This window comes from Mycetocola zhujimingii (genome assembly GCF_003065425.1).
Classification (GTDB): domain Bacteria; phylum Actinomycetota; class Actinomycetes; order Actinomycetales; family Microbacteriaceae; genus Mycetocola_A; species Mycetocola_A zhujimingii.
The window spans coordinates 724,074-750,592 of record NZ_CP026949.1; the positions used below are offsets into that span (position 1 = coordinate 724,074).

A 26,519-nucleotide genomic window follows, 5' to 3' on the forward strand; every position below is an offset into this window, starting at 1 on the left:
GGACGTGGCCGGGCCGGGCGGCGTCAGGGAGGTGACGGCCGAAGACAAGAAGATCCAGCCGTCGCACACGGCGCCGACCCCTGCTCGGGCAACGCCGGAGGCAGGCAACGCCGTCGCCCCTCCCGGTGGCGCAAGGGACGGTGTACTCGCGGCCGGGGTGGTCCTGGCTATTCGCTTCGGACGCGCCGTTCGCGCTGCGATCGCCCGCTGGGCAAACGCCGCTGCCGTCGTGACCTGGCTCGGCTGGGCCGTTGTGGTGAGCGTCGTGCTTGCCTTTCTCGCCGGGTACGCGCTCGGCTGGCAGGAATTCGTTGCCGGGGCGTGGGCCGGCGCCGTTGTGCTCGCGGCTGCCGCTGTGTTCCTCATCGGCCGGATGAGCCACGAGGCGGTCCTGACACTGCCCGTCAACAGGATCACTGCGGGCGAGCGCGCCGTTGCGCAGATCGAGGTACACAATCCGTCGCGACGGCTGTTACCCGGTGTTCGGCTCGAGGTTCCGGTCGGCGAGGGAGTCGCCGGGTTCCAGATCCCATCGCTTGGCCAGGGAGGCACACACGAGGACGTGTTCACGGTGCCTGGGCTTCGCCGAGGGGTGATTCCCGTTGGCCCGGTTCGAGTGGTGCGGACCGACCCGCTCGGACTGGTCAGGAGGGAGAAACAGTGGGAAGAGCGGGTTGAGCTGTTCGTTCACCCCCGCACGATTCCCGTACCGAGTCTGAGCACGGGATTCGTGCGCGACCTGGAGGGCAACCCGACTCGGGAACTCACCGCCACCGACGTGTCTTTTCACGCCATCCGCGAGTACATGCCCGGTGACGAACGCCGGTCGATTCACTGGAGGAGCACGGCAAAAACCGGGCAGTTCATGGTGCGGCAGTTCGAGGAGACCCGCCGAAGCCACCTCATGGTCGCGCTGAGTCTGGCGAGGGCTGATTACTCCGGCGACGAGGACTTCGAAATGGCCGTGAGCGTGGCCGGCTCCCTCGGCGTGCGCGCCATTCGAGACGCCAGAACGGTTTCGGTGGTGGCGAGCGAGTCGACCCCGGAGTTCGCGCGTCGCAAACTCTTCGCGATGAAGAACCTTGCCTCGATGAGTCCATCGCGCCTGCTCGACGACCTCAGCCGGGTCGAACCGACGGAGAGGGCCTTGAACGTCTCCGACCTCGCCAGGGTCGCCGCTGACTCGATCGTCGGCATCTCGCTCGCGTTCCTCGTCTGCGGGTCAGCTGTGACGCCGGCGACACTTCGCCAGGCGTCGCGGCACTTCCCCGCGGGCGTCGAGGTCATCGCCGTCGTGTGTGACCCCGAGATCGTGCCGAGCTTCAAGACGGCGGGGGAGTTGTCGGTCCTGACCATTGGCTTCCTCGAGGACCTCCAGCAGGCGATGTCGAAAAGGACCGCGGCGTGAGGACCCCGACGCCGTCCACCCGGAACGCTCTGTGGAACACCGTGTTCACCGTGCTCGCCGTGGCCGCAGCGTCAGCGCTGTGGTGGCCGATCTACCAGGTGCCGCGCTTCATCACCGTCGCGGTTGTCGCGATTGCCATCGGGGTTGCGATTGTCATTCTCGGGCGGGCCCTGCGGTTACCCGGCTTCGCCGTCGTCGGAATAACCGTTGTGGCTTACCTGCTCGTCGGAGTCCCGCTCGTCTTTCCTGACGCAACCATCTTCGGGGTCCTGCCGACGTGGCAAGGCCTGGTCGAGCTCGTCACCGGCACTGCGAACAGCTGGAAGCAACTGGTCACCATCCTGCTCCCTGTCGGAACCTACCAGGGGCTGCTCATCCCGCCGCTCGCCGGCATCCTCACCGTCACAGTGCTCACGCTGTCGATAGCCCTGCGGACCAGGTGGACGGCGTTCGCCGTGGTCTGGCCGATGGTGCTCGGTGTGCTCGGTATCGTCTTCGGTGGGGAGATCGGCTGGGAGTCGGTGCCGCTCGGTCTCGCGGTCGCGGTCATCACGCTGGTCTGGCTGGTCTGGCTCGGTCGACACACGCGCAACAAGGGCCGTGACACGGATGTGGTCGGTGCCGTTCGCACGTCGCGGCGGGAACGCAGGCGTGTCGCGATCGTCAGCGGGTTGACCGCTGCAATGATCGTGGCCCTCGCGGCGTTCGGAGGCGCTGTGATGGCATCCGTCGCTCCCGCAACCGCCGACCGCCAGGTCCTCCGCTCACTCATCGAGCAGCCGTTCAATCCACGTTCATACCCGAGTCCGCTGTCCGCTTTCCGGAGTTTCCACCAGCCGGACACCGCCGGCATGGAACTCCTCACCGTCTCCGGCCTGCCCGAGGGCGGGCGGTTGCGTATGGCGACCCTCGACTCATACGACGGTGTTGTCTTTTCGGCCGGAACGGAGGAAGACACGGTCGGCTCCGGGACGTTCGTTCGCGTGCCGTACCGCCTCGACCAGCAGGCGAGCGGGCGAATCGTCACTCTCGACGTGACAATCGCCGGCTACTCGTCCATCTGGGTTCCCGGCGCTGGACACCTCAGGCAGATCGACTTCGATGGTGCCCGCGCGGCGGGTCTCGCCGATGACTTTTTCTACAACGACATCACGGGAAGCGCGGCGGTCGTCGGTGGATTCGCCTCCGGTGACAGCTACCAGGTGGAATCGGTGGTCGCCGCAACGCCGTCTCTCACTGACCTCGGCCGGATCCGGCCTGGCCCTGACCCTGTCGACCGCTCAGTTGAACTACCGAGGGTCATGACCGAGCGGCTGGAGTCCTACACGGCCGGTATCTCGGGGGAGGGCGCGAAGCTCGTTGCGATGATCGATGGGCTCACGAGCGACGGCTACATCAGTCACGGCGTGGGGGATGACGAGCCGACGAGCCTCTCCGGACACGGCATCGACCGTATTACCACCCTGTTCACTGACCGCCCGATGGTGGGCGACGAGGAGCAATACGCCGTTGCGGCTGCGCTGATGGCACGCCAGCTCGGGTTCCCTGCGCGGGTGGTCGTCGGCTTCCTCCCTGCGGTCGGCCCTGAGTCAGCGGCGACACCGGTATCTGGCGACGACATCAGCGCGTGGATCGAGGTGCAGTCGAGTGACGGGACCTGGTTGACCGTCGACACCACCCCGCCGATCAGGGAGATCCCCGAGAAGGAACCGGACGAGCCGACAACGGTCTCCAGACCACAGTCCGTCGTGCAGCCGCCGATCGAGGAGCCCGAGACCGACGCAGAGCAGATACCGGCTGATGACAGCCTCGACGAGGAAGACGAACCACTCGACCCGCTGCTCGCTGCGCTCCTGCTGGTTGCGCAGGTCCTCGGTGGGCTTCTTCTCCTCGCCGCTGTGTTCGCCGCACCATTTCTCGCCGTGATCGCGGCGAAGGTCAGGCGGCGCACCCTTCGGCGCTCACGCCGCACACCGTCTGAGCGGATCCGCGGCGGGTGGCAGGAGTTCCAGGACACCGCGGTCGACTACGGCGTCCAGCCGCCGTCATCGGCAACCAGGCGTGAGGTCGCAGCGGCCGCGGGCAGCAAACGCGCGCTCGCGCTGGCATCCGTCGCAGACCGTGCGACTTTCTCGCTTCAGAAACCGAGCGATGAGGACGCCGATCTGGTCTGGACGGCGGTGGACGACCTGCGACGTTCGTTCAGCCGGGGGCGTTCACGCCGCGAACGGTTCAGAGCGGCAACCTCGCTGCGCTCGTTCGGAATCAGGCCGCGCCGCCCGTCGGCGTGAGTCGCGGCCGCGGCGGGGTATGGTCGAAAGCACCGGAGAAAGGTGCACCATGTTGCTGCGCGGCACTGGAGTCGGCCGGGGTATCGCGATTGGACCCGTCGTCCGAATGCCGGACCCGCTGTCCGAACCCGATGAGAAGCGGCGGACGACCGACGCCGACAGCGAGTATTCGCGGGCGCGTGCCGCGCTCACCACAGTGGCTGCTGACCTCGCCGATCGGGCGGCGCTGGCGGGCGGTGAAGCCGAAGGCGTGATTCACGCGCAGGCGATGATGACCCAGGATACTGCACTCCTCGATGACGTTCGATCGAGGATCGAAGCCGGATCCACTGCCGAGCGTGCGGTCTTCGAAGCGTTCCACAGCGTGAGGCAGTTGCTGCTGTCGATGGGCGGCAGCCCTGCGGATCGTGCCGTGGATGTCGCTGACGTCTCCCAGCGCGTCATCGCACAGCTCCGCGGAGTGGCACCGCCCGGTGTCCCCAACGTCGACCATCCGTTCGTTCTCCTCGCCAGTGATCTTGCACCCTCCGACGCCGCGATGCTCGACATCGGGCAGGTGCTCGGGCTTGTCACGCTCGGGGGAGGACCGACATCGCACACCGCGATCCTCGCGAGGTCGAAGGGAATCGTCGCTGTCGTCGGCGTCGCGGACGCCGCGGGAATCGACGACGGAGCGACGGTGCTCCTCGATGCGGGGGACGGCACCGTCACCGTTGCGCCGACGCCGGAGGAAATCGCCGCGTCGCGTGAGCGGCTCCTGGCACGCCGGGTCGCCGTGCCGGTCGGGCCGGGCACGCTCGCTGATGGCACCGGGATCGAACTGCTCGCCAACATCGGCAGCCCGGACGAGGCGGAGGCCGCCCTGCGCCAGGGCGCAGAGGGTATCGGGCTGTTCCGCACGGAGTTCCTGTTCTTCGGCGCGCGCACCGCGCCGACAGTGGCAGAACAGCAGGCCGTCTACCGGCGGCTGTTTGCAGCGTGCGAGGGCAAACGGGTGGTCGTGCGAACCCTCGACGCCGGCAGTGACAAGCCGCTGGCGTTCCTCGGAACGGGTGTGGAAGAGAACCCCGCGCTCGGGGTCCGCGGCATCCGTGCCCTTCGCGCCCACGAATCGGTCCTTCGCGACCAGCTCACAGCCCTCGCCGCCGCAGACGCCGAAACCGATGCCGATGTCTGGGTGATGGCTCCGATGGTCGCGGATGCCGATGAGACCGGGTACTTCGTGGCCCTGGCGCGCTCGCTCGGGATCCGGGTCGCCGGCGTGATGGCAGAGGTTCCCTCGTGCGCACTCATGGCGGGTCAGGTACTCGGGATCGCTGACTTCGTATCGATCGGCACCAACGACCTCACCCAGTACACACTCGCGGCTGACCGGAGGCTCGCCGCTGTTGCCGGGTACTCGGACCCGTGGCATCCGGCCGTCCTCCGGCTGGTGAAGATGCTCGGAGACGCGGGGACCCAGTCGGGGCGCCCGGTGGGTGTGTGCGGGGAGGCAGCGGCGGACCCGATGCTGGCCGTCGTGCTCGTCGGGCTCGGAATCTCCAGCCTGTCGATGGCGCCGTCTGCCCTCGACGCTGTGCGTACCCAGCTGAGGCAGCACACACTCGAACACGCCAGGGCGCTCGCGGTGGCCGCGCTCGGCGCGTCGACGGCTGCGGAGGCACGGGCACGCGTGAGTGAACAGAGTTAGGCCCGGGAGCAAACAGGTGGAGAAACGACGAAACCCCGCTCACGAGGAGCGGGGTTTCGGCAGGCCTTTGCGGCTGGCAGATCGTTACGGCTTGCCGCGCATGATCGCCTGCTTGACCTCGGCGATTGCCTGGGTGACCTGGATTCCGCGGGGGCAGGCATCCGTGCAGTTGAAGGTGGTGCGGCAGCGCCAGACGCCTTCTTTGTCGTTGAGGATGTCGAGGCGAACCTTGGCGGCGTCATCCCGGGAATCGAAGATGAACCGGTGCGCGTTCACGATCGCTGCCGGGCCGAAGTACTGGCCGTCGGTCCAGAAGATCGGGCAGGACGAGGTGCACGCTGCGCAGAGGATGCACTTGGTCGTGTCGTCGAAGCGAGCGCGATCGGCGACGGACTGGATCCGTTCCTTGCCCGCACCGGGCTTCGAGGACGGGATCAGGAACGGCTGGACCTCGCGGAACGACTCGAAGAACGGGTCCATGTCGACGATAAGGTCCTTCTCGAGCGGAAGTCCCTTGATCGCTTCGACGTAGATCGGCTTCGAAATGTCGAGGTCCTTGATCAGCGTCTTGCAGGCCAGGCGGTTGCGGCCGTTGATGCGCATGGCATCCGAACCGCAGATGCCGTGCGCACAGGAGCGGCGGAAGGTCAGCGACCCGTCCTGTTCCCACTTGATCTTGTGCAGTGCGTCGAGGATGCGGTCGGTGGAGAACATCTCGACGTCGTAGTCGACCCACCTGGGCTCGTCGTCAACTTCCGGGTCGAACCGGCGAACGATGAGGGTGACGATGAACGGCTTCAGGGCGTCGTCCACCGGTGCCGCAGCGTCAAGAGTGGCTGTTGACATGTCTAGTACTTCCTCTCCATCGGCTGGTAGCGGGTCATCACGACGGGCTTCCAGTCCAGGCGGATGTGGTCGGCGGCATCCGAAGAGTGCGGGTCGCCGGTCAGGTACGCCATTGTGTGTTTCATGTAGTTCTCGTCGTCGCGGTCGGGGAAGTCGTCGCGCATGTGGCCGCCACGGCTTTCCTTGCGGTTGCGGGCCGAGTAGACGACGACCTCAGCGAGGTCGAGCAGGAAGCCGAGCTCGATGGCCTCGAGCAGGTCGGTGTTGTACCGGCGGCCCTTGTCCTGGACGCCGACGTTCATGTACCGATCGCGAAGGTGCTGAATCGTGTCGGTGACCTCGGCGAGCGACTCGTCGGTGCGGAAGACCTGGGCCTTCATGTCCATCTGTTCCTGGAGCTCCTTGCGGAGCACCGAGATGCGCTCGGTTCCCGGGTTGCTGCGCATGCCCTCGATCATCTCGCGCACAAAGGCGGCGGGGTCCTCGGGCAGCGGCAGGAACTCCGCGGTCTGAACGTACTGGACCGCGTTGTTCCCGGCGCGCTTGCCGAAAACGTTGATGTCGAGCAGGGAGTTGGTGCCGAGTCGGTTGGAGCCGTGCACGGAAACGCAGGCGCATTCGCCGGCGGCGTAGAGGCCGGGAACAACTGTGGTGTTGTCGCGAAGTACCTCGGCGTTGACGTTGGTGGGGATGCCACCCATCGCGTAGTGCGCGGTCGGCATGACCGGCACCGGTTCGGTGACCGGGTCGACGCCGAGGTAGGTGCGGGCGAACTCGGTGATGTCAGGCAACTTGGTCTCGAGGACCTCGGCGCCCAGGTGGGTGCAGTCGAGGTAGACGTAATCCTTGTTCGGGCCGGCACCGCGTCCTTCGGCCACTTCCTTGACCATGCAGCGCGCAACGATGTCGCGGGGAGCGAGGTCCTTGATGGTCGGGGCATAGCGCTCCATGAACCGCTCGCCGCTCGCATTGCGGAGGATGGCGCCCTCACCGCGGGCGCCCTCGGTGAGGAGGATGCCGAGACCGGCGAGGCCGGTCGGGTGGAACTGGAAGAACTCCATGTCTTCGAGCGGGAGTTTCTTGCGCCAGATGATGCCGACGCCGTCGCCCGTGAGGGTGTGCGCGTTCGAGGTCGTCTTGAAAATCTTGCCGAATCCACCGGTGGCGAAGATCGTCGCCTTCGAGTGGAAGACGTGCAGGTCGCCCGTCGAGAGTTCGTATGCGACGACGCCCGCGGGCTGCTCGACTCCGTCGACCTCGCTCATGATCACGTCGAGCACGTAGAACTCGTTGAAGAAGTTGATGCCGAGGCGGACACAGTTCTGGAACAGCGTCTGGAGGATCATGTGGCCGGTGCGGTCGGCGGCGTAGCAGGCACGGCGAACCGGGGCCCTGCCGTGGTCGCGGGTGTGGCCACCGAACCGGCGCTGGTCGATCTTGCCCTCTGGCGTCCGGTTGAACGGCAGGCCCATGTTTTCCAGGTCGATGACCGCGTCGATGGCTTCCTTGGCAAGGATCTCCGCAGCGTCCTGGTCGACGAGGTAGTCGCCACCCTTGACCGTGTCAAAGGTGTGCCACTCCCAGCTGTCTTCTTCGACGTTGGCGAGGGCCGCAGCCATGCCGCCCTGAGCCGCGCCGGTGTGCGAGCGGGTCGGGTACAGCTTGGAAATCACCGCGGTCTTCGCGCCGGGGCCTGCTTCGATGGCCGCCCGCATACCGGCGCCGCCGGCGCCAACGATGACGATGTCGAACTGGTGGTAGTGAACTCCATCGATGATGGTGGAGTCGCTTGGGTCCTGAGTCACAGATGCATCCAAAATGTTCAGTTGTTCGTTACGCGGCGCAGAACGAGGGGAGGAGATCGGCGGGCTGGCCGACGGGGCACGGGTCGAAGGTGAAGACCACGAGGGTTCCGAGGAGGATGAGGATGGCGACGGCAGCGAAGATCGCGCCCTTGAGGATGCCGCGTGTCATCTTTCCGCGAGCGTAGTCGTTCACGATGGTGCGCATGCCGTTGCCGCCGTGAATGAGGGCGAGCCACAGCATCGCAACGTCCCACCACTGCCAGAACGGAGACGCCCACTTGCCGCCCACGAACGCGAAGTCGATGGCCTTGACGCCGTCACCGACGATGAGGTTCATGAAGAGGTGGCCGAAAATGAGCACGACAAGGATGACGCCGGAGGCGCGCATGTAGATCCAGCCCCATTTTTCCCAGTTGACTCCCTTTTTGCGGGCGGGACGTACCGGGGTACGGGGAGCTTCGATTGTTTGCGACATGAGGTTCTCCCCTTTCTAGTGGCTGAAGACGTTGATGAGGTGGCGGGGCACGAAGCCGAGCATCGTGATGACCCAGAGCGCGATGACCACGTAGAACATCACCTTCTGGTACTTCGAGCCCTTCTGCCAGAAGTCGATGAGCACGATGCGCAGTCCGTTGAAGGCGTGGAACACGATCGCGCCGACGAGTGCGACCTCACCGAGGCCCATGATCGGCGTCTGGTAGGTGCCGATGACCGCGTTGTACGCCTCGGGTGACACGCGAACGAGCGCTGTGTCGAGGACGTGAACGAGGAGGAAAAAGAAGATGGCGACACCGGTGATGCGGTGCAGGACCCACGACCACATGCCTTCACGGCCCCGGTACAGGGTTCCTGCCGGGCGTCGGGAGGTGGTCGTGCTCAATGGTGGTGTTCTTTTTTCAGTCTGCACTGACACGAACGGCCCTCCCTGATCGAAGCCAAGAAACCGCCAATTCCGGCGGTCGTGCGTCACAACGGCGCGTTCTGACAGTCTACGTTCACCGTCGGCGGTTCGCCGGTTAGGCGAACCTAAGTGTCTCGACATCAAGACAAAAGGCGTCCTCGGGCGGTCCTTCAGCCGCTCACGATACTCTGGGCCTCATGACCAGTCCTCTCGAGCGCTTCTACAGCGTCATCCCCGCCGGCGGTATCGGCTCCAGGCTCTGGCCGCTTTCCCGCGCGGACGCACCCAAATTCCTTCACGACCTCACGGGTTCGGGCAGCACGCTGCTGCGGGCCACCTGGGACAGGCTCGCTCCGCTCTCCGGTGACCAGCGCATCATGGTTGTCACCGGGCGGTCGCACCGCGCCGCCGTCGAATCGCAGCTTCCCGCCCTCGCAGACCACAACGTCGTCCTCGAGAGCGACCCCCGGGATTCGTCCGCGGCCATCGGTCTGGCAGCAGCAATTCTCATGAAGCGTGAGCCTGATGTGATCATCGGTTCGTTCGCGGCTGACCACGTCATCCGTGGTGACCGGCTTTTCCGCTCCGCCGTCACCCAGGCGGTTGCGACGGCCGACGCGGGCTACATCACGGCGATCGGGATCCAGCCGACCGAACCCGCGATCGGATTCGGGTACATCCACAGCGGAGGTGCACTCGACGTTGTCGGTGCCGAATCGGCGCTTCTCGTCGACTCCTTCGTGGAGAAACCCAATCTCGCCACGGCGAAGAAGTACCTGTCCGGCGGCGCGCACCTCTGGAACGCCGGCATGTTCATCAGCCGCGCCGATGTACTCCTCGAGGAGCTCGCGCGTAACCGGCCAGCACTCCACGCCGGTCTGATGGAGCTCGCGGCGGTCTGGGACGACCCCGCTCTTCGTGGCCCCGCCGTCGATCAGATCTGGCCGAACCTCGAGAAGATCGCCATTGACTATTCAATCGCCGAGCCTGCGGCGCTGGCGGGCCGCCTCGCCGTGGTTCCCGGTCTCTTCGACTGGGACGACGTTGGAGACTTCGCGTCACTTGCCAAGCTCAACTCTGGTGGCCGCAAGACAGACCTCGCGATCCTCGGAGAGAGCGCACGCATCCTCTCCGACTCGTCGAGCGGTATCGTCGTGAGCCAGACCAGTCGAATCATCAGCCTGATCGGCGTCAAGGACATCGTGGTCGTTGATACCCCGGATGCACTGCTCGTCACCACGAGCGCAAACGCGCAACGGGTGAAGAGCGTCGTCGACGCACTCAAGCTGTCGGGCCGCGACGACGTCCTGTAGGACTATGTTGCGGTGACGTCGTTGCCGAGAGCGCGAAGTGCGCGGTCGGCGGCGCCCCCGAGGCCCAGATCGACAGCGAGCCGCCTCGCCGCAGTGAGCTTGTCGATCGCCAGCGGGGTGATGCGTGCATCGGGAACGTCCAGGTCGAGCGTGCGGACGACGCCGACGACGGTTGGGGCAACCGTGAGGTAGTCGGCAGCGGCCAGAATCTTTGCCCTGACAGACTCGGACATCCCCTCATTTCGTTCTGCGCTGGCGGCGATGATCGCGTCGAGGTCGCTGAATGTGCCGATGAGCCCGGCCGCGGTCTTGTCGCCGACGCCGGTGACGCCGGGCAATCCGTCGGAGGGATCGCCCCGAAGCGCCGCGAAGTCGGCGTACTGGGAAGCCTCAACCCCGTACTTGTCCCGCACAACGCTCTCGGTGACTACCTCGAGCTTGCTCATTCCGCGCGCGGTATAAATCACACGGATGCCGCTGGCGTCATCCACAAGCTGGAAGAGGTCCCGATCTCCTGTCACGACGTCCACAGGTCCGCTCGCCTGCGTTGCCAGGCTCCCGATCACGTCGTCTGCTTCGTGCTCGGGTGCGCCAACGACGGCGATGCCGAAGGCGTCGAGGACCTGCCTGATGATCGGGATCTGGGTGACCAGCATCGCCGGTGTCTCCTCGATGTCAGGTCCGCCGGACACGGCCTCGGTGACGCGATGCTCCTTGTAGCTGTGAAGAAGATCGACCCGCCACGCAGGCCTCCAGTCATCATCCCAGCACGCGATGAGCTCGGCGGGCTGGTACTCGGTGACCAGCTTCGCAATGAAATCGAGCAGGCCGTGCACGGCGTTGATGGGAGTGCCGTCCGGCGACCGGAGGGTGTCAGGCAGCCCGTGGAACGCACGGAAATACAGGGACGCCGTGTCGAGGAGCATCAGTGGTCCGGTCATGAGTCGATTCTGGCACGCGGCGCTGCAGGACGGGGGTCCGGGCAATCGTTCGAACGGAAGCCAGTGACGCGCATTTGTGCGCATCTGCGTCGATCCGTGCTCATAAGAGCACCGCGAACCTCGCACGGGGGGTTCCGTTTAGGCTCACGGGAGCAGCTATGTAACGCTTCTGTTTCGAGAGATGCTCACGGCGTCGTGCGCATCTCTACTTTCGGTAACGTGGCCGATACCCGCCCTCGCGAGCCCCGCAGGGCAGCATCCTGGAGGATACATTGACAATCAACACCCGTAAGGCTGCCTTCGTCAGCCTTGCCAGCGCAGGCGTTATCGCCCTGCTTGCCGGCTGTGGTCAGGCGCCTGCCGAGAGCGGCAACTCAAACGAGGCCGCATCCGACTTCCTTCCCTGCATCGTGTCTGACGCAGGCGGATTCGACGACAAGTCCTTCAACCAGTCCAGCTATGAGGGCATGGTCGAGGCGGCTGACGAACTCGGCGTCGAGATCAAAGAGGTCGAGAGCGACACCGAAGACGACTACGCGCCCAACATCACGAGCCTCGTCGACCAGGGCTGCAGCCTGATCGCGACCATCGGCTTCGCCCTCGCTGACGCAACGAAGGCCGCCGCCGAGGAAAACCCCGACGTCAACTTCATCATGCTCGATGACAACTCGATCGAGGCTGACAACGTCAAGCCGATCATCTACGACACGGCCGAGGCAGCATTCCTCGCTGGCTACGCGGCGGCTGACTACTCCAAGACCGGCGTCGTCGGTACCTTCGGTGGAATGCAGTTCCCGACGGTTACCATCTTCATGGATGGCTTCGCCGAGGGTGTTGCGTACTACAACGAGCAGAAGGGCACCGACGTCAAGGTTGTCGGCTGGGATGTCGAAAGCCAGACCGGTTCGTTCACCGGCGGCTTCGAGGCCAATGACACAGCGAAGCAGCTGGCGACGACGCTCATCGGACAGGACGCAGACGTTCTGCTCCCGGTCGGTGGACCGATCTTCCTCAGCGCCATCGAGGCCATCAACGACTCGGGCAAGGATGTCGCGATGATCGGTGTCGACGCCGACCTGTACGAGACCGCTGATTCGGGCAACGAGCTCTTCCTGACCTCGATCCTCAAGCAGATGAAGTCCGGCGTCAACGACGTCGTCCTCGAAGCAGGCGACGACGCGTTCGACGCGACCCCGTACGTCGGAACGCTCGAGAACGACGGAGTCGGCATCGCGCCGTTCCATGACTTCGAGGGCAAGGTCAACGACACGCTGCAGGCTGAGCTCGACGAGATCAAGGCAGGCATCATCGACGGGTCGATCGAGGTCAACTCTCCGTCATCACCGGCGGCTGAGTAGTAGTTCTCGGCTCAACCCACTCCCAGGGCGGGGGGATCGGCTTCGGCTGGTCTCCCCGCTCTGCATGAACGTAGGATTCACCCATGAAGCTCGAACTGCGCGGCATCACGAAGAGGTTCGGTTCTCTCGTCGCCAACGACCACATCGACCTGGTCATCCAGCCCGGAGAGATCCACTGCCTCCTCGGCGAAAACGGCGCGGGCAAATCCACCCTCATGAACGTGCTTTACGGGCTCTACCAGGCCGAAGAAGGCGACGTGCTGCTTGACGACGTCGTCCAGCACTTCCAGGGGCCGGGCGACGCCATGCGCGCCGGCATCGGCATGGTGCACCAGCACTTCATGCTCATCCCCGTTTTCACCGTCGCCGAGAACGTCATGCTCGGTCATGAGCAGACCGGCTTCGCCGGGAAGCTCGATCTCGACGCCGCTCGCGCGAAGGTGCGCGAGATTTCAGCGCGGTTCGGCTTCCACGTCGATCCCGATGCACTCGTCGGTGACCTTCCTGTCGGAGTCCAGCAGCGCGTCGAGATCATCAAGGCGCTTTCCCGCGACGCGAAGGTGCTCGTTTTCGACGAGCCGACGGCCGTGCTCACGCCGCAGGAAACCGATGAGCTCATGGGCATTATGCGCCAGCTCAAGGCCGACGGGACCTCGATTGTCTTCATCACCCACAAACTGCGAGAGGTGAGGGAAGTCGCTGACCGGATCACCGTGATCCGCCACGGCAAGGTCGTCGGCGAAGCGTCGCCAACGGCATCCAACTCCGAACTTGCCGCGCTCATGGTCGGCCGTGCCGTCGAGCTGACCGTGCAGAAGGCGCCCGCGCAACCGGGAGCAGCGAGCCTCGTCGTGCAGAACCTCGATGTGATCGACCCGCAGGGCCTCAAGGTTGTCAACAACGTCAGTTTCGACGTGCACGCGGGGGAGATCCTCGCGATCGCCGGGGTGCAGGGCAACGGCCAGACCGAGCTCACCGAGGCTATCCTCGGTCTCCAGCCGCGCGTCACAGGCAGCATCACACTCAATGGCGAGAAGCTCACCGGGCTCAGCGTTCGGAAAATCCTCAACGCGGGCGTCGGGTTCGTTCCGGAGGACCGGACCGAAGACGGGCTCGTCGGTGAGTTCACCATCGCGGAGAACCTCATGCTCGACCGGGCAGACTCCGAACCGTTCGTACGCAGGGGAAACCTGCAGCTCGCCTACCTCGCCGAGTTCGCGCGGGAGAAGAAGGACGAGTTCGATATCCGCGCTGAGTCCATCACCACTCACGCTGGCAGGCTTTCCGGCGGTAACCAGCAGAAGGTCGTTCTCGCACGCGAACTCAGCCGTGACCTCAAACTCTTCGTTGCCTCGCAACCCACACGGGGCATCGACGTCGGATCCATCGAATTCGTACACAAACGAATGGTGGAGACTCGCGATGCCGGCATCCCGGTCATCGTTGTATCAACGGAGCTCGACGAGGTCGTCGCTCTGGCAGACAGGATTGCAGTGATGTACAGAGGTTCCATAGTCGGCATCGTCCCCGGCGACACCCCGAGGGACATCCTCGGACTCATGATGGCGGGCGAAACCCCGGCTGGAGTTGCCGCGTGAGCGGGACCACAGCACCAATCGCGCCGGGTGCAGACAGCCCCAAGCGGTCGGACAAACCGGATGCGCCGCGCGCGAACCAGGTTCTCAGTGACATCCTGAACGGCAACGTCGTCATCTCGATCCTCGCGGTGCTCTTCGCCCTCGTCATCGGCGCTGTGCTCATTGCCGTCACCAATGAAGACGTTCAGGAGGCGGCGGGCTACTTCTTCGCCGCACCTGGTGACACACTGTCCGCGATCTGGAACGCCATCTCAGGAGCGTACGGCGCGCTCTTCCAGGGCGCGATCTACAACTTCCGCCGCGATTCCTTCCTGGACGGCATCAAACCGCTCACCGAAACCCTGACCTTTGCGACGCCGCTCATCGTCGCCGCGCTCGGTATCGGAATCGCCTTCCGGGTCGGGCTGTTCAACATCGGCGGGCGCGGCCAGATGCTCGTCGCCGCGGCGTGCGCCGGCTGGGTCGGCTTCTCGTTCGAGCTGCCATGGGGCGTGCACCTTGCGCTGGCCGTCATCGCCGGAATCGTCGGAGGTGCCCTGTGGGGTGGTCTCGTCGGCCTCCTGAAGGCGCGCACGGGAGCGCACGAAGTGATCCTCACGATCATGCTCAACTATGTGGCGTTCTATCTGATCTCGTGGATGCTCAGGACCCCCGGTCTGCTTCAGGCTCCGGGATCGGTCAACCCGAAGTCGCCGGCCATGCTCGAAACGGCTGTGTTCCCTGACCTCCTTGGACCGCGGTACAACCTCCACCTCGGCTTCATCTTCGTCATTGCCGCGACGATCTTCGCCTGGTGGCTGCTCAACCGCTCGGCTCTCGGCTTCCAGTTCCGCGCCGTCGGTGAGAACCCGAACGCCGCACGTGTTGCCGGAATCAACGTCAAGAACACGTATGTCCAGGCGATGCTCATCTCGGGTGGGCTCGTCGGCCTCGCCGGGGTTATGCAGGTGCTCGGAACAGTGACAACGGGCTTCTCTGCCGGGATCGACGCCGGCATCGGTTTCGACGCCATCACCGTTGCGCTGCTCGGCCGGAGCCGCCCGCTCGGTATCTTCGTCGCCGGCGTGCTCTTCGGCGCTTTCAAGGCTGGAGGGTTTGCGATGCAGGCGGCCGAGGGCATCCCCATCGATATCGTCACCGTCGTTCAATCACTCATCGTGCTGTTCATTGCCGCACCACCGCTGATTCGTGCCGTGTTCTTCCTGCCCAAGCAGGGCGCACCGAAGCGACTGAAGCTCAACGTTTCACAGGAGGTGGCGGCGAAGTGACAACCACAACCGCTGAAGAATCCGTCTCCGCCAGCCTCGAGTCGGCAACGATCAAGAGCTGGAAGGCGCCGATCGCGTACGCGATCTTCACCCTGATCGCCATTCTCCTGTTCGTGGTCAACGGTCGTGACGGCACCAGCCGCTTCCGCCTGTCGAGCGACGCTGATGTCATCCAGCTTCCGGTGATCGACGCGCCGACGCGACTGACCTGTGTCGTCGTTGTCGTCCTGCTCCTCGCCATCACGGCATACGCCACCTGGCTGTCGAGCCAGGCGAAACGCGTGCCGCTGTGGCTCACGATCATCTTCGCCGCTGCCCTCATGTGGGCATTCCTCACCTGGGCGGCTGCGGGCGAGACCATCCCGGTCACGGGCCTGCTCCTCGGAACCGTTGCCCTCAGCGCCCCGCTCATCTTCGGTGCGCTCGGCGGCGTGATCTCCGAGCGCGTCGGTGTCGTCAACGTCGCCATTGAGGGTCAACTCCTGGCCGGTGCTTTCCTCTCGGCCTTCGTGGCATCCATCACCGGGAATCCCTGGGTCGGCCTGATCGCCGCGATGGTGGCCGGCGTGCTCGTGAGCTTCCTGCTCGCGGCGTTCAGCATCAAGTACATCGTCGACCAGGTCATCGTCGGTGTTGTGCTCAATGTGCTCGTCGCCGGTCTCACGAGCTTCCTCTACTCGACGGTGCTCACCAGCAACACTCCTCTGTTCAACTCGCCGCCGCGGTTCCCGCGCATCAGCATCCCGTTCCTCAGCGAGATCCCGATTCTCGGGCCTGTGCTGTTCCGCCAGACCGTCATCATCTACTTCATGTACATCGCCGTCTTCGTCGTCTGGTGGGCCCTCTTCCACACGAAGTGGGGCCTCAGGGTCCGCGCCGTCGGCGAGCACCCCCAGGCCGCTGACACCGTCGGCATCAAGGTCAACGCCACCCGGTTCTGGAACGTCGCACTCGCCGGTGCGATCGCCGGATTCGGTGGCGCGTACTTCACTCTCGGCAGCGTCGGCGGATTCACCAAGGAGATGACGGCGGGTGCGGGCTTCATCGCCCTCGCCGCGGTGATCTTCGGCCACTGGGATCCCATCCGCGCGACACTCGCCGCCCTGCTGTTCGGGTTCGCCACGAACCTGCAGAACGTGCTCGGTGCCATCGGCTCCGGCGTTCCGAGCGAGTTCCTCCTCATGCTGCCGTACGTCGTGACCATCTTCGCCGTCGCCGGCCTGGTCGGTCATGCACGAGGGCCAGCCGCATCCGGCAAACCATACGTAAAGGCGTAACTGTGACAGATTCAATCGACTGGGGTGCGTTGCGCGAAGCCGCGACGGATGCCATGACGAAGGCATACGTTCCATACTCAAAGTTCCCGGTTGGCGTCGCCGCGATTGTCACCGACGGTCGCGTCATCACCGGGTGCAACGTCGAGAACGCCAGCTACGGCCTGACCCTGTGTGCCGAGTGCGCGCTCGTCTCGATGCTGCACCTCACCGGCGGCGGCCAGCTGGTCGCATTCACGTGCGTCGACGGCGAAGGGAACACCCTGATGCCGTGTGGCCGCTGCCGCCAGTTGCTCTTCGAGCACGCTGTCCCCGGGATGCTCCTCGAGACCGTTTCCGGCATCCGAACCATTGATGAAGTACTGCCTGACGCCTTCGGCCCGCGCACACTGAACGAGTACGCGGGAGAAACGCGCAATGACTGAAGCACCACTCGAAGCATTCGACGCCGTCGACCTCATCCGCACCAAGCGTGACAAGGGTGAACTGTCGACGGATGAGATCAACTGGCTCATCGACGCATACACGCGTGAGTACGTCGGCAACGAGCAGATGGCCGCACTGGCCATGGCGATCCTGCTCAACGGGATGAGCCGCCGGGAGATTCGCGACCTGACCCTCGCGATGATCGCGTCCGGTGAGACGATGGACTTCTCCGGGCTCGGCAAGACCACGGTCGACAAGCACTCGACCGGCGGCGTCGGTGACAAGATCACGCTGCCCCTCATGCCACTCGTCGCGTCGTTCGGCGTCGCGGTTCCACAGCTCTCCGGGCGCGGTCTCGGCCACACGGGTGGGACGCTCGACAAGCTCGAATCGATTCCCGGCTGGCGCGCTGACATCTCGAACGAGGAGATGTTCGCCATTCTTCGCGACGTCGGCGGTGTGATCTGCGCCGCTGGCAAGGGACTCGCTCCCGCAGACAAGCGGCTCTACGCGCTGCGGGATATCACGGGCACCGTTGAGGCGATCCCGCTGATTGCCTCGAGCATCATGTCGAAGAAGATCGCCGAGGGGACGAGCGCGCTCGTCCTCGACGTGAAATTCGGCTCAGGCGCGTTCATGCAGGACTACGACAAGGCCGAGGAACTGGCGCGCACGATGGTCTCGCTCGGTCAGGACGCGGGAGTGAAGACCTCAGCGCTGCTCACGAACATGAGCGTGCCGCTCGGCCTCGCGATCGGAAACGCCAACGAGGTACGGGAATCGGTCGAGGTGCTCGCCGGTGGCGGTCCGGCCGATATCGTCGAACTCACCGTCGCGCTCGCTCGCGAGATGCTCACGCTCGCCGGGCAACCCGACGCCGACGTCGAGGAAGCGCTCAAGGATGGTCGCGCCATGGACACCTGGCGCCGTTCGATTCGCGCTCAGGGTGGCGATCCGGATGCCGAGCTCCCCGTCGCCCGCGAAACGCACACGGTGACGGCGGAGGCCGACGGCATCCTCATCCGCCAGGAGGCGCTGCCGTTCGGGATCGCCGCGTGGCGCCTCGGTGCAGGACGCGCTCGTGCCCAGGACCCGGTGCTGCACGCCTCGGGCATCGACCTGCACGCCAAGCCCGGTGACGTGGTGCGTGCGGGGCAACCGCTGTTCACGCTCTCCGCCGACGACGCCGGCCGTTTCCCGCGGGCGCTCGAGGCGCTCGAGGGCGCGTTCGAACTCGCAGCACCGACAACAGCGTTCACGCCTGAGCCACTGGTACGCGCCAGAATCGAGTGATCCGGACCGGCGCACACGGGTGAACCGGCGTGCGCCGCAGGCGGTCGAGAGGCAGGAGGCGTTTCCGCGGAGTCTTAGCGCCCCGCTGCCTCAGCGCGGAGTTCGGGAATGAGCTTCTCGACGTACGCGGCGGTCTCTTCCCAGTCCGCGACGGCGTGGGTGCGGACGCCGAGTGCCTTGACCGGGTAGTCGTTGCCGTTCTCGTCGAGCCGGTCGCCGATGAAGAGCATGTCGTCGAGCGGAATCCCGGTGAGTTCTGAGAGCTTCTTCATGCCGTACGCCTTGTCGATTCCCTGGCGGGTGATGTCGACGGAGGTTGACCCGCCGGAACGGACCTCAAGGTCAGGCAGGTCACGCTGGACCGCTTCGCGGAGGGTGTTCTTCTTCTCACCGGTGGGATCCCAGGCCTGTTTCGCCGACACGGGGGCTGCCTGGCCGAGAGCGGAGAAGGTGATCTGTGAACCCCGGTCTTCGAGGATCGGACCCCAGGTGTCGCTTTCCCAGTAGCCAAGCTCCCTGGCGCGGGTTTCAACCGCGGCCAGCGCGCGTGTCTTCTCGTCTTCGGTGAGGTTCTCGGCGTAGATCTGCTTCCACAGGTCGCCATCCTTGCGGTAGTACTGGGTGCCGCAGGTGGGCATCAGGTGCAGCCGCTCGAGGTGGCTGGAACTCGGGTCAGGAAGATTGTCGATGGCCTGCATCTTGAACTGCGAGAACTGTCCGCCGGAGATGATGCACACCTCGACGACCTCGAGCAGTTCGCTGAGCAGGTGGGACATCCGGGGATCCATCGGGGACTTCGATGGGGCAAGGGTGTCATCGAGGTCGAATGCAACCAGCGTCGTCTTTGTCATGAGCAGAGAGTCCTTACACAGAAAAAATGCCCTGCAATCAGGGCCAGTCCCGCTAAGACTAGCAAGAACCCCGAAGTGCCGCCGCTGGGCCTACGCCGGATCGCCGATGCGCTCGAGGGCGTCAATGATCAGGTCCCAGAACTTCTCGGTGTCGAGGTCCATTGCCGCCTGTGTCGTGCAGTCAGCGGGGGCAGGTGCCCTGACGTCGGCGACAGTCATGCCGAGGGTGAGGGTTCCCGTCAGCTCAACGTCCAGAGGCATCTTCTGAACGGTCATGACGCTGGGATCGATGACAAACGCAACGGCGCACGGATCGTGGACCGGTGGTGCGTCGAATCCCTGCACCTCGCGATAGGTCTGACGGAAGAAGTCGATGAGTTCACCGACGAACCGCGCTGGAGCGGTGCCGACAGCGGCGATCCTGCGGGCGACCTCGACTGTGGCGAGAGCCTGGTGGGTGAGGTTGAGGCCGACCATGGTCAGCGGCCAGCGCTCGTTGAACACGATGTGCGCAGCCTCGGGATCGATGCCGGATGTTGAACTCGGCGGTTGCCGACCAGTTGCCTGTGCCGATACCGCCACCCATGAGCACAACCTCCTTCACCCTGTCGACGATTCGCGGCTCCTTCCTGGCGGCCATCGCGATGTTGGTGAGCGCCCCGGTCGGGACCAGCGTGACCGTGCCGGGCTCGCGCGCCATCACCGTCTCGATGATGAGGTCGACGGCGTGCCGCGCGTCGAGCTCGAGCTCGGGTTCCGGCAGAGGGGGACCGTCGAGGCCCGACTCACCGTGGATCGCCTCGGCCGTCTGGATCGGCCGGACGAGCGGGTAAGAGCATCCCGCCGCGAACGGCACGCCGGTGATCCCGGCCACCCGGGCGACCGACAACGCGTTGCGAGTGACCTTCTCGAGCGTCTGGTTGCCCGCCACCGTCGTCACCGCCAGGAGGTCGATACCGGGATTGCCGTGGGCCAGCATCAGTGCGATCGCGTCGTCGTGACCAGGGTCACAGTCCAGGATGATCGAGGTTCGCATCCTCCCACCCTAGGACGACGGTCCCGGGACTCCTGCGGGCCAGACGGACAGTGTGCGGGGGCTGCGCGCGCGGTAGTCTTGGCTGGTGAATTCAGCGAACGAGTACCAGCTGCCCCGCGGCATCGACATCGCGAGCCTCCCGAAGGTCTCGCTCCACGATCACCTCGACGGAGGCGTGCGCCCGCAGACGATCATCGAACTGGCGGATGCCATCGGCTTCGACGTTCCTGAATCCGACGCTGACCGGCTCGCTGACTGGTTCCTCAACCAGTGCGACGCCGGTAACCTCGTCGACTACCTGAAGACGTTCGACCTCTCGACGGCCGTCATGCAGACGAAAGAGGGCCTCACCCGCATCGCTCGCGAGTTCGTGGAGGACCTCGTTCTCGACGGTGTGGTCTACGGTGAGATCCGCTGGGCACCCGAGCAGCACCTCGGACGCGGACTCTCCCTCGACGAAACGGTCGAAGCGGTGCAGGACGGGATCGAACAGGCCATCGATGACGCCGAGCGGGCCGGAAGCAGCATCCTCGTCGGTCAGCTCATCACCGCTATGCGTCACGCTGACCGGTCTCTCGAAATCGCTGAACTCGCCGTCCGCCACCGCGACCGTGGGGTCGTCGGGTTCGACATCGCCGGCGCAGAGGCGGGCTTCCCGGCCAGCCGGCACCGGCTCGCCTTCGATTACCTGGCAACGGAGCACTTTCCCGTCACGGTCCACGCCGGCGAAGCCGACGGCATCGACTCCATCAACAGCGCACTCTTCGATGGCCGCGCGCTCCGGCTCGGACACGGCGTCAGACTCGCCGAGGACGTCACCGTCGAGCGGAGCGACGACGACGGCATCTACGTCTCGCTCGGGCCCGTCGCGCAGTGGGTCAAGGACCGGGAGATCGCCCTCGAGCTCAGCCCGTCGTCCAACCTCCAGACCGGAGCAATCGCGCAGTGGGGGACCGACCTCGTCGACCACCCGTTCGACCTGCTCTACCAGCTTGGTTTCAAGAACACGATCAACGTCGACAACCGCACAATGAGCGGCACCAGCCTGACCCGGGAGATGAGCCTCCTGGCGGATGCGTTCGCTTACGACCTCGATGACCTCGAAGTGTTCCAGCAGAACGCTGCATCCGCGGCCTTCCTTCCGCTGGAGGACCGAGAGGAACTCGCCGAGGTGATTGCGGCCGGCTTCGACGCCGCCCGCGGCTGAACCAGGATCTGACACACCGGAAACGATCCGGAAACCTGCACGTTCAGGTTCTGCGAGTAGCCTGAGATCGATTCCGATCGAATATCACCGCCGAACGAACGAGCCAACGATGACACTGCCCCCACTGCCTGACTCAGCGGTCGAACTCGGCCGGGTCGCCCACGACTGGCGTGAGGCCATCCGGATCACCGGAGATGCCCTCGTGAAGAGCGGGGTCACCCAGCCCGGCTATACGGATCGCATGATCGATGTGATCGAGGAGTTCGGGGCATACATCGTCATCGCTCCCGGTCTCGCGCTCGCGCACGCACGGCCGGGCGCCGACGTTCGCCGGGAGGGCCTCGCGGTCGTCACCCTCGCTGAACCCGTCGCTTTCGGGCACCCGCACAACGACCCGGTCAACGTCATTCTCGGCCTCGCGGTGACAACTCCGGAAAGCCACGTGACGAGCGTCGCTGCGCTCGCCAACGTCTTCAACGATGCGTCAGCGATTCCCGCCGTCGCCGCCGCAACCACGGCAGACGCCGTGCGCGCGGTCCTCGGAGCTAGCCAGGAGGAAGCCGCATGAAGATCGTCGCGATCTGTGGAGCCGGCGTTGGAACGTCGGGCATTCTGAAAGTGAACGCTGAGCGGGTGCTTGAACGGCTCGGCATCCAGGCGGATGTCACGGCATCCGACATCGCAAGCATCGCCACGTCGGCAGCGACAGCGCAGGTCATCCTCACCTCGCCGGAACTGGTCGAGCACATCGGCAAGACTTTCGCCGACATCGTCGTCATCCAGAACTACTTCGACCTCGAGGAGCTCGAGCAGAAGCTCGACAAGGCACTCGGTTAGAGCGCCCTGCCGAGCAGACCGTCGTTGGCTCAGGCCGTGGCGCGCCTGGCCACCTCGGCCAGGTCTGCCTTGATCGCCGCGAGGACGCCTGATGCCTCTGACCGCTCCGAGTTCGGACGCTTGACGTCGAGATAGAACTTGATTTTCGGTTCGGTGCCGCTCGGTCGCGCCATCACACGTGACCCGTCCGCGAGGACGAACCTGAGCGCATCGGTTGCGGGCAGCCTGCCGAACCCGGTGATGAGGTCGTCGATCTCATCGACCTTCACGCCGCCGAGCTGCTGGAGCGGTTCGGCCCTGAGGTACGCCATGATCGTCGAGATGTCCGCGAGGTCAGTGACCCGCAGCGACAGCTGGTCGCTCGCGAAGTAGCCGAACTTCTCGGCGAAGTCGTCGAGCATGCCGGCAATGGTCCCGCCGGCCGCTTTCGCTTCGCTCGCCAGCGCCAGGAAGTCGATTGCCGCCGAGATGCCGTCCTTGTCACGGACCGTTTCCGGGTTGACGAGATAGCCGAGCGCTTCCTCATAGCCGAAGATGAGGTTCGGTACTCGCGACACCCACTTGAATCCGGTGAGGGTCTCAGAGAATTCGAGCCCGTATTCGCGAGCTACAACCCGGAGGGCGGGGGAGGAGACGATCGAGCACGCCAGTGCTCCGTCGTTGGTTCCGGTGGCAGCATTCTTCCTGGCCGCGCGCCAGCCGAGCAGCCATCCCACCTCGTTGCCCGAGAGCTGGCGGTATCCCTCATCCCGCGAGTCGTCGGGAATTGCGATGGAGAGCCGGTCGGCGTCGGGGTCGTTGGCGACGATGAGCTCAGCTCCGACCTCGCGGGCTTTGGCGTATGCCAGGTCGAGCGCGCCGGGTTCCTCCGGGTTGGGGAACGAGACTGTGGGGAACGCTGCGTCGGGGAACTGCTGCTCAGCAACGGGAATGGCTGGCACGAGTCCCGCCTTCTCTGCGACACGGGAGAACGTCTCCCAGCCGACCCCGTGCATCGCCGTATACACAACGGAGAGTTCGACCGGCGAGGTCGTCATCACGCGCGCCGTGGCGTCAACATAGGCGTCGAGCAGATCCTCGCCGGCGGTTTCGAATTCGTCGCTGCGCGGCAGTTCGAGCACGTTTTGTTCGGCCGCGACCCGGGTGATGTGTGCGGCGATCTCTGCGTCGGTCGGCGAGACGATCTGCGATCCGTCGTCCTCCCGGCCGAGGTAAACCTTGTAGCCGTTGTCTGCCGGCGGATTGTGGCTTGCCGTGACCATGACGCCGGCCGAAGCGTCCAGATGCCGGACGGCGAATGCGAGGACGGGCGTCGGCAGGAGACGCGGAAGGAGAACGGCGCGGACGCCGGCACCCGCCATGATTTCGGCGGTGTCGCGAGCGAACACCGCTGAATTCTTGCGGCCGTCGTATCCGATCACAACGCTGGGCTGTGCCTCGCGCTCGAGGAGGTACGCGGCAAGGCCGGCGGCCGCCTGAGACACAAGGACGCGGTTCATTCGGGCAGATCCAGCCTCGATGCGACCGCGAAGTCCGGCGGTACCGAAGGCGAGCCTCGAGTCGAACCGGCTGTGCAGGTCGGCGATCGCCTCCGCGGAGCCGGCCTCAGCCGCGTCGAGCAGCGCCTCGAGCTCGGCCCGGGTTTCCGGGTCGGGGTCCTGCGCAAGCCAGGCACGGGCGATGGTTGTGACATCTGTGCTGACGGTGCCGGCGGCATCCGTCGTTTCGATCTCGGCCATCAGATCGCAGCCACGATCCTGGCGAGGAGGCCAGAGATGCGCTGCTCGGCATTGCGGCCGGCCTCGATCACCTCTTCGTGGCTGAGCGGCGTCTTCTGGATGCCGGCGGCCAGGTTGGTGATGAGTGACATGCCGAGGATTTCGAGGCCGACCTGGCGTGCGGCGATTGCCTCGAGCGCGGTCGACATCCCGACGATGTGGCCGCCGATGGCCTTCGCCATCTGTACCTCTGCGGGGGTCTCGTAGTGCGGGCCGCGGAACTGGCAGTAGACGCCCTCGTCGAGGTCGGCGTCGATGGTACGTGCCAGGTCGCGGAGCCCGGACGAGTACAGGTCGGTGAGGTCGACGAAGGTCGCGCCCTCGAGGGGCGAGTCGGCCGTGAGGTTGATGTGGTCGCTGATCAGCACCGGGGTGCCCGGCGTCCAGGTCTCCTTGATTCCGCCGGCGCCGTTGGTGAGGATCATGGTCGTTACGCCGGTCGCCGCTGCGGTGCGGACGCTGTGTACGACCCGGCGAACGCCGTGGCCCTCGTAGTAGTGGGTGCGTGCGCCGATGACGAGGGCGCGTTTTCCGTTCTCGAGCAGGATCGAGCGGAGCGTGCCGACGTGGCCGTCGAGAGCCGGCTTCGAGAACCCGGTGATCTCATCGGCGGGGATCGTCGCAACGGTTTCTCCGAGCAGGTCGGCGGCTTTGCCCCAGCCGGAGCCGAGGGTCAGGGCGATATCGTGCTGGGCGACGCCTGTCGCTACGGCGATTTCCGCTGCGGCCGTCGCTGCGATATCGAAGGGGTTCGCGCTCGGGTCGTCGAGCGGGTTCACTGAGGATTCTGACATTCCGCCATCCTATTCGCCGCAACCTGCGCCGTCGTCGCATCCACCCGATGCCGCTCGCCTTCGCGCGAATGAGCAGGCGGCGGGAGCTCCACCACGTCGGGGTGGTGCACAGGTTTTGGCTGGCCCCGCTCACCTGAGAGAATGGTGCAATGACCTACGAGTTCGAGCGCAAACAACGGATCGCTGTACTCGGAGGAGGGCCAGGCGGATACGACGCCGCAATGGCGGGAGCCCAGCTTGGCGCAGACGTCACGCTGATTGAGCGCACCGGCGTCGGCGGCGCAGCTGTGATCACCGACGTTGTGCCGTCGAAGAGCCTCATCGCGACCGCAGAGGCCACAAACGCGGTACGCAGCGCAAGCGACCTCGGCGTGCAGTTCTTCAGCAGGAACGACGCTGGTAAGGCCGTGAAGCCTGAGGTGACGGTCAACCTCGCCGCCGTGAACAAGCGCCTTTTGAGCCTCTCCCGCCAGCAGTCGGAAGACATGCGCGCCAACCTCGAGCAGGCGGGCGTCCGCATCGTGCAGGGAGACGGGCGCCTCGATGGCCGTGACGCCATCATCGTCTCGACCGAGGGCGGCGGCCGCGGCACCGACTTCGACCGGATCGAAGCCGACACGATCGTCGTCTCGGTCGGCGGAAGCCCCCGCCAGTTGCCGTCGGCGATGCCTGACGGTGAGCGCATCCTCAGCTGGACCCAGCTCTACAACCTCAAGGCATCCCCTGAGCACCTCATCGTTGTCGGCTCAGGCGTCACCGGCGCCGAGTTCGCTTCGGCATACCGGGCGCTCGGCTCCGAAGTCACCCTCATCTCCAGCCGTGACCAGGTGCTCCCGGGTGAAGACGTCGATGCGGCCGCCGTTATCGAGAAGGTGTTCAAGCGCAACGGTATGACGGTGCTCAACAAGTCCCGGGCGGAGAGTGTCGTCCGCACCGAGAACGGTGTGGTCGCGACGCTCTCCGACGGGCGCACCGTCGAGGGAAGCCACTGCCTCATGGCCGTCGGCGCCATTCCCAATACGGCGGGCATTGGACTCGAAGAGGCCGGCGTGCAAATGAACGAGGCAGGCTACATCCGGGTCAACCGGGTCGCCCGAACCAGCGTTCCGAACATCTACGCCGCCGGTGACTGCACCAACTTCATGCCGCTGGCCTCCGTCGCTTCCATGCAGGGCCGTGCGGCGATCTTCCATGCCATGGGTGACGCGGTGAACCCCACCGAGCTGCGCAACGTCGCCGCGAACATCTTCACCCAGCCCGAGATCGCCACGGTCGGCTGGACCCAGAAGCAGATCGAAGAGGGCCTCGCCCAGGGTGAAATCTACAAACTTCCGCTGTCGCGGAACCCGCGCGCGAAGATGCAGGGCATCAAGGACGGCTTCGTCAAGCTGTTCGCCCGCACCGGGAGCGGCACGGTCATCGGTGGCGTCATCGTTGCGCCGAACGCGAGCGAGCTGATCTTCCCGCTCGCCATCGCCGTGGAGCACAGGCTCAACGTCGATGAAATCGCGCGTGCGTTCGCCGTGTACCCGTCGCTGTCTGGCAGCATCACGGATGCCGCCAAGGCGATGCACATCGTCCACTAGGTTCGCTCTGTCGGCTGC

At 65.3% G+C, this 26,519-nt stretch carries 22 protein-coding genes and 1 pseudogene; 14 read left to right on the forward strand and 9 right to left on the reverse strand.

Features of this window, described 5'->3' with window-relative positions:
- The first annotated feature begins 4 nt into the window (after positions 1 to 4).
- Genes C3E77_RS03375 through ptsP form a run of 3 tightly spaced genes read left to right on the forward strand, consistent with a single transcriptional unit; the run spans position 5 to position 5,389 of the window.
- Entirely contained in the window at positions 5 to 1,408 is a 1,404-nt protein-coding gene (locus C3E77_RS03375; RefSeq protein ID WP_234031279.1) for a DUF58 domain-containing protein, read from the forward strand.
- Positions 1,405 to 3,699 carry a transglutaminase TgpA family protein gene (locus tag C3E77_RS03380; protein WP_108390338.1) on the forward strand — a complete coding sequence of 765 codons (2,295 nt, stop codon included), beginning with the start codon at positions 1,405 to 1,407 and terminating at the stop codon, positions 3,697 to 3,699. The genes C3E77_RS03375 and C3E77_RS03380 overlap by 4 nt, the downstream gene beginning before the upstream one ends.
- Positions 3,700 to 3,748: 49 nt before the next feature.
- Positions 3,749 to 5,389 (forward strand): phosphoenolpyruvate--protein phosphotransferase, encoded by a 1,641-nt coding sequence (gene ptsP / locus C3E77_RS03385; protein ID WP_108390339.1) that lies wholly within the window; start codon positions 3,749 to 3,751, stop codon positions 5,387 to 5,389.
- A gap of 84 nt (positions 5,390 to 5,473) precedes the next feature.
- On the opposite strand, the gene C3E77_RS03390 is transcribed toward ptsP, so the two are convergent.
- The 4 genes from C3E77_RS03390 to sdhC are packed head-to-tail and all read right to left on the reverse strand — an operon-like array spanning position 5,474 to position 8,863.
- On the reverse strand, positions 5,474 to 6,235 hold the full coding sequence (locus tag C3E77_RS03390; protein ID WP_108390340.1) for a succinate dehydrogenase iron-sulfur subunit: 762 nt from the start codon (positions 6,233 to 6,235) through the stop codon (positions 5,474 to 5,476).
- A 2-nt stretch (positions 6,236 to 6,237) separates the two neighbouring features.
- Positions 6,238 to 8,040, reverse strand: coding sequence for a succinate dehydrogenase flavoprotein subunit (gene sdhA, locus C3E77_RS03395; RefSeq protein WP_108390341.1), 1,803 nt, complete (start codon positions 8,038 to 8,040; stop codon positions 6,238 to 6,240).
- A gap of 28 nt (positions 8,041 to 8,068) precedes the next feature.
- On the reverse strand, positions 8,069 to 8,515 hold the full coding sequence (locus C3E77_RS03400) for a succinate dehydrogenase hydrophobic membrane anchor subunit (protein WP_108390342.1): 447 nt from the start codon (positions 8,513 to 8,515) through the stop codon (positions 8,069 to 8,071).
- A gap of 15 nt (positions 8,516 to 8,530) precedes the next feature.
- A complete protein-coding gene (sdhC, locus tag C3E77_RS15575) occupies positions 8,531 to 8,863 on the reverse strand; it encodes a succinate dehydrogenase, cytochrome b556 subunit (RefSeq protein ID WP_232528915.1) in 333 nt (110 codons plus the stop codon).
- A gap of 275 nt (positions 8,864 to 9,138) precedes the next feature.
- On the opposite strand from sdhC, the gene C3E77_RS03410 reads away from it, so the two are divergent.
- Entirely contained in the window at positions 9,139 to 10,254 is a 1,116-nt protein-coding gene (locus C3E77_RS03410; RefSeq protein ID WP_108390344.1) for a mannose-1-phosphate guanylyltransferase, read from the forward strand.
- A 2-nt stretch (positions 10,255 to 10,256) separates the two neighbouring features.
- Here the strand turns inward: C3E77_RS03410 and C3E77_RS03415 are convergent, their stop codons facing one another.
- Positions 10,257 to 11,195, reverse strand: coding sequence for a 5'-3' exonuclease (locus C3E77_RS03415; protein WP_108390345.1), 939 nt, complete (start codon positions 11,193 to 11,195; stop codon positions 10,257 to 10,259).
- Between the two features lie 272 nt (positions 11,196 to 11,467).
- On the opposite strand from C3E77_RS03415, the gene C3E77_RS03420 reads away from it, so the two are divergent.
- From C3E77_RS03420 to C3E77_RS03445, 6 genes are all read left to right on the forward strand, one after another.
- On the forward strand, positions 11,468 to 12,553 hold the full coding sequence (locus C3E77_RS03420) for a BMP family lipoprotein (RefSeq protein ID WP_108390346.1): 1,086 nt from the start codon (positions 11,468 to 11,470) through the stop codon (positions 12,551 to 12,553).
- A gap of 83 nt (positions 12,554 to 12,636) precedes the next feature.
- Positions 12,637 to 14,151, forward strand: a complete 1,515-nt coding sequence (locus C3E77_RS03425; protein ID WP_108390347.1) for an ABC transporter ATP-binding protein — start codon at positions 12,637 to 12,639, stop codon at positions 14,149 to 14,151.
- Positions 14,148 to 15,419, forward strand: coding sequence for an ABC transporter permease (locus tag C3E77_RS03430; RefSeq protein WP_108390348.1), 1,272 nt, complete (start codon positions 14,148 to 14,150; stop codon positions 15,417 to 15,419). The genes C3E77_RS03425 and C3E77_RS03430 overlap by 4 nt, the downstream gene beginning before the upstream one ends.
- Positions 15,416 to 16,696 carry an ABC transporter permease gene (locus C3E77_RS03435; protein WP_108390349.1) on the forward strand — a complete coding sequence of 427 codons (1,281 nt, stop codon included), beginning with the start codon at positions 15,416 to 15,418 and terminating at the stop codon, positions 16,694 to 16,696. The genes C3E77_RS03430 and C3E77_RS03435 overlap by 4 nt, the downstream gene beginning before the upstream one ends.
- 2 nt (positions 16,697 to 16,698) lie before the next feature.
- Positions 16,699 to 17,118 (forward strand): cytidine deaminase, encoded by a 420-nt coding sequence (locus C3E77_RS03440; protein WP_108390350.1) that lies wholly within the window; start codon positions 16,699 to 16,701, stop codon positions 17,116 to 17,118.
- A complete protein-coding gene (locus tag C3E77_RS03445; protein WP_108390351.1) occupies positions 17,111 to 18,412 on the forward strand; it encodes a thymidine phosphorylase in 1,302 nt (433 codons plus the stop codon). The genes C3E77_RS03440 and C3E77_RS03445 overlap by 8 nt, the downstream gene beginning before the upstream one ends.
- Before the next feature lie 74 nt (positions 18,413 to 18,486).
- Here the strand turns inward: C3E77_RS03445 and C3E77_RS03450 are convergent, their stop codons facing one another.
- Together C3E77_RS03450 and uriH are read right to left on the reverse strand one after the other, a co-directional pair.
- Positions 18,487 to 19,263 carry an HAD-IIB family hydrolase gene (locus C3E77_RS03450; protein ID WP_108390352.1) on the reverse strand — a complete coding sequence of 259 codons (777 nt, stop codon included), beginning with the start codon at positions 19,261 to 19,263 and terminating at the stop codon, positions 18,487 to 18,489.
- Positions 19,264 to 19,353: 90 nt separating this feature from the next.
- Positions 19,354 to 20,299, reverse strand: a pseudogene (gene uriH / locus C3E77_RS03455) (uridine-preferring nucleoside hydrolase UriH).
- A gap of 82 nt (positions 20,300 to 20,381) precedes the next feature.
- Here uriH and C3E77_RS03460 point away from each other — a divergent pair.
- The 3 genes from C3E77_RS03460 (at position 20,382) to C3E77_RS03470 (ending at position 22,343) form a co-directional block, all read left to right on the forward strand.
- Positions 20,382 to 21,506 (forward strand): adenosine deaminase, encoded by a 1,125-nt coding sequence (locus tag C3E77_RS03460; RefSeq protein ID WP_108390353.1) that lies wholly within the window; start codon positions 20,382 to 20,384, stop codon positions 21,504 to 21,506.
- A gap of 109 nt (positions 21,507 to 21,615) precedes the next feature.
- Positions 21,616 to 22,074, forward strand: coding sequence for a PTS sugar transporter subunit IIA (locus C3E77_RS03465; RefSeq protein ID WP_108390354.1), 459 nt, complete (start codon positions 21,616 to 21,618; stop codon positions 22,072 to 22,074).
- On the forward strand, positions 22,071 to 22,343 hold the full coding sequence (locus C3E77_RS03470; protein ID WP_108390355.1) for a PTS sugar transporter subunit IIB: 273 nt from the start codon (positions 22,071 to 22,073) through the stop codon (positions 22,341 to 22,343). Before C3E77_RS03465 ends, C3E77_RS03470 begins: the two co-directional genes overlap by 4 nt.
- Positions 22,344 to 22,372: 29 nt before the next feature.
- Here the strand turns inward: C3E77_RS03470 and C3E77_RS03475 are convergent, their stop codons facing one another.
- Both C3E77_RS03475 and C3E77_RS03480 read right to left on the reverse strand, forming a co-directional pair.
- Positions 22,373 to 24,082, reverse strand: a complete 1,710-nt coding sequence (locus C3E77_RS03475; RefSeq protein WP_108390356.1) for a phospho-sugar mutase — start codon at positions 24,080 to 24,082, stop codon at positions 22,373 to 22,375.
- Positions 24,082 to 24,915, reverse strand: coding sequence for a purine-nucleoside phosphorylase (locus tag C3E77_RS03480; RefSeq protein WP_108390357.1), 834 nt, complete (start codon positions 24,913 to 24,915; stop codon positions 24,082 to 24,084). The genes C3E77_RS03475 and C3E77_RS03480 overlap by 1 nt, the downstream gene beginning before the upstream one ends.
- A gap of 149 nt (positions 24,916 to 25,064) precedes the next feature.
- On the opposite strand from C3E77_RS03480, the gene C3E77_RS03485 reads away from it, so the two are divergent.
- Positions 25,065 to 26,501, forward strand: coding sequence for an NAD(P)H-quinone dehydrogenase (locus C3E77_RS03485; RefSeq protein ID WP_108390358.1), 1,437 nt, complete (start codon positions 25,065 to 25,067; stop codon positions 26,499 to 26,501).
- Positions 26,502 to 26,519: the final 18 nt, after the last annotated feature.

Bases quoted from the DNA above. Each gene is read 5' to 3' on its own strand.
- ptsP (WP_108390339.1), top strand. From the start codon at position 3,749: ATGTTGCTGCGCGGCACTGGAGTCGGCCGGGGTATCGCGATTGGACCC.
- C3E77_RS03390 (WP_108390340.1), bottom strand. From the start codon at position 6,235: ATGTCAACAGCCACTCTTGACGCTGCGGCACCGGTGGACGACGCCCTG.
- C3E77_RS03400 (WP_108390342.1), bottom strand. From the start codon at position 8,515: ATGTCGCAAACAATCGAAGCTCCCCGTACCCCGGTACGTCCCGCCCGC.
- sdhC (WP_232528915.1), bottom strand. From the start codon at position 8,863: ATGTGGTCGTGGGTCCTGCACCGCATCACCGGTGTCGCCATCTTCTTT.
- C3E77_RS03410 (WP_108390344.1), top strand. From the start codon at position 9,139: ATGACCAGTCCTCTCGAGCGCTTCTACAGCGTCATCCCCGCCGGCGGT.
- C3E77_RS03415 (WP_108390345.1), bottom strand. From the start codon at position 11,195: ATGACCGGACCACTGATGCTCCTCGACACGGCGTCCCTGTATTTCCGT.
- C3E77_RS03425 (WP_108390347.1), top strand. From the start codon at position 12,637: ATGAAGCTCGAACTGCGCGGCATCACGAAGAGGTTCGGTTCTCTCGTC.
- C3E77_RS03445 (WP_108390351.1), top strand. From the start codon at position 17,111: ATGACTGAAGCACCACTCGAAGCATTCGACGCCGTCGACCTCATCCGC.
- C3E77_RS03450 (WP_108390352.1), bottom strand. From the start codon at position 19,263: ATGACAAAGACGACGCTGGTTGCATTCGACCTCGATGACACCCTTGCC.
- C3E77_RS03465 (WP_108390354.1), top strand. From the start codon at position 21,616: ATGACACTGCCCCCACTGCCTGACTCAGCGGTCGAACTCGGCCGGGTC.
- C3E77_RS03470 (WP_108390355.1), top strand. From the start codon at position 22,071: ATGAAGATCGTCGCGATCTGTGGAGCCGGCGTTGGAACGTCGGGCATT.
- C3E77_RS03475 (WP_108390356.1), bottom strand. From the start codon at position 24,082: ATGGCCGAGATCGAAACGACGGATGCCGCCGGCACCGTCAGCACAGAT.
- C3E77_RS03480 (WP_108390357.1), bottom strand. From the start codon at position 24,915: ATGTCAGAATCCTCAGTGAACCCGCTCGACGACCCGAGCGCGAACCCC.
- C3E77_RS03485 (WP_108390358.1), top strand. From the start codon at position 25,065: ATGACCTACGAGTTCGAGCGCAAACAACGGATCGCTGTACTCGGAGGA.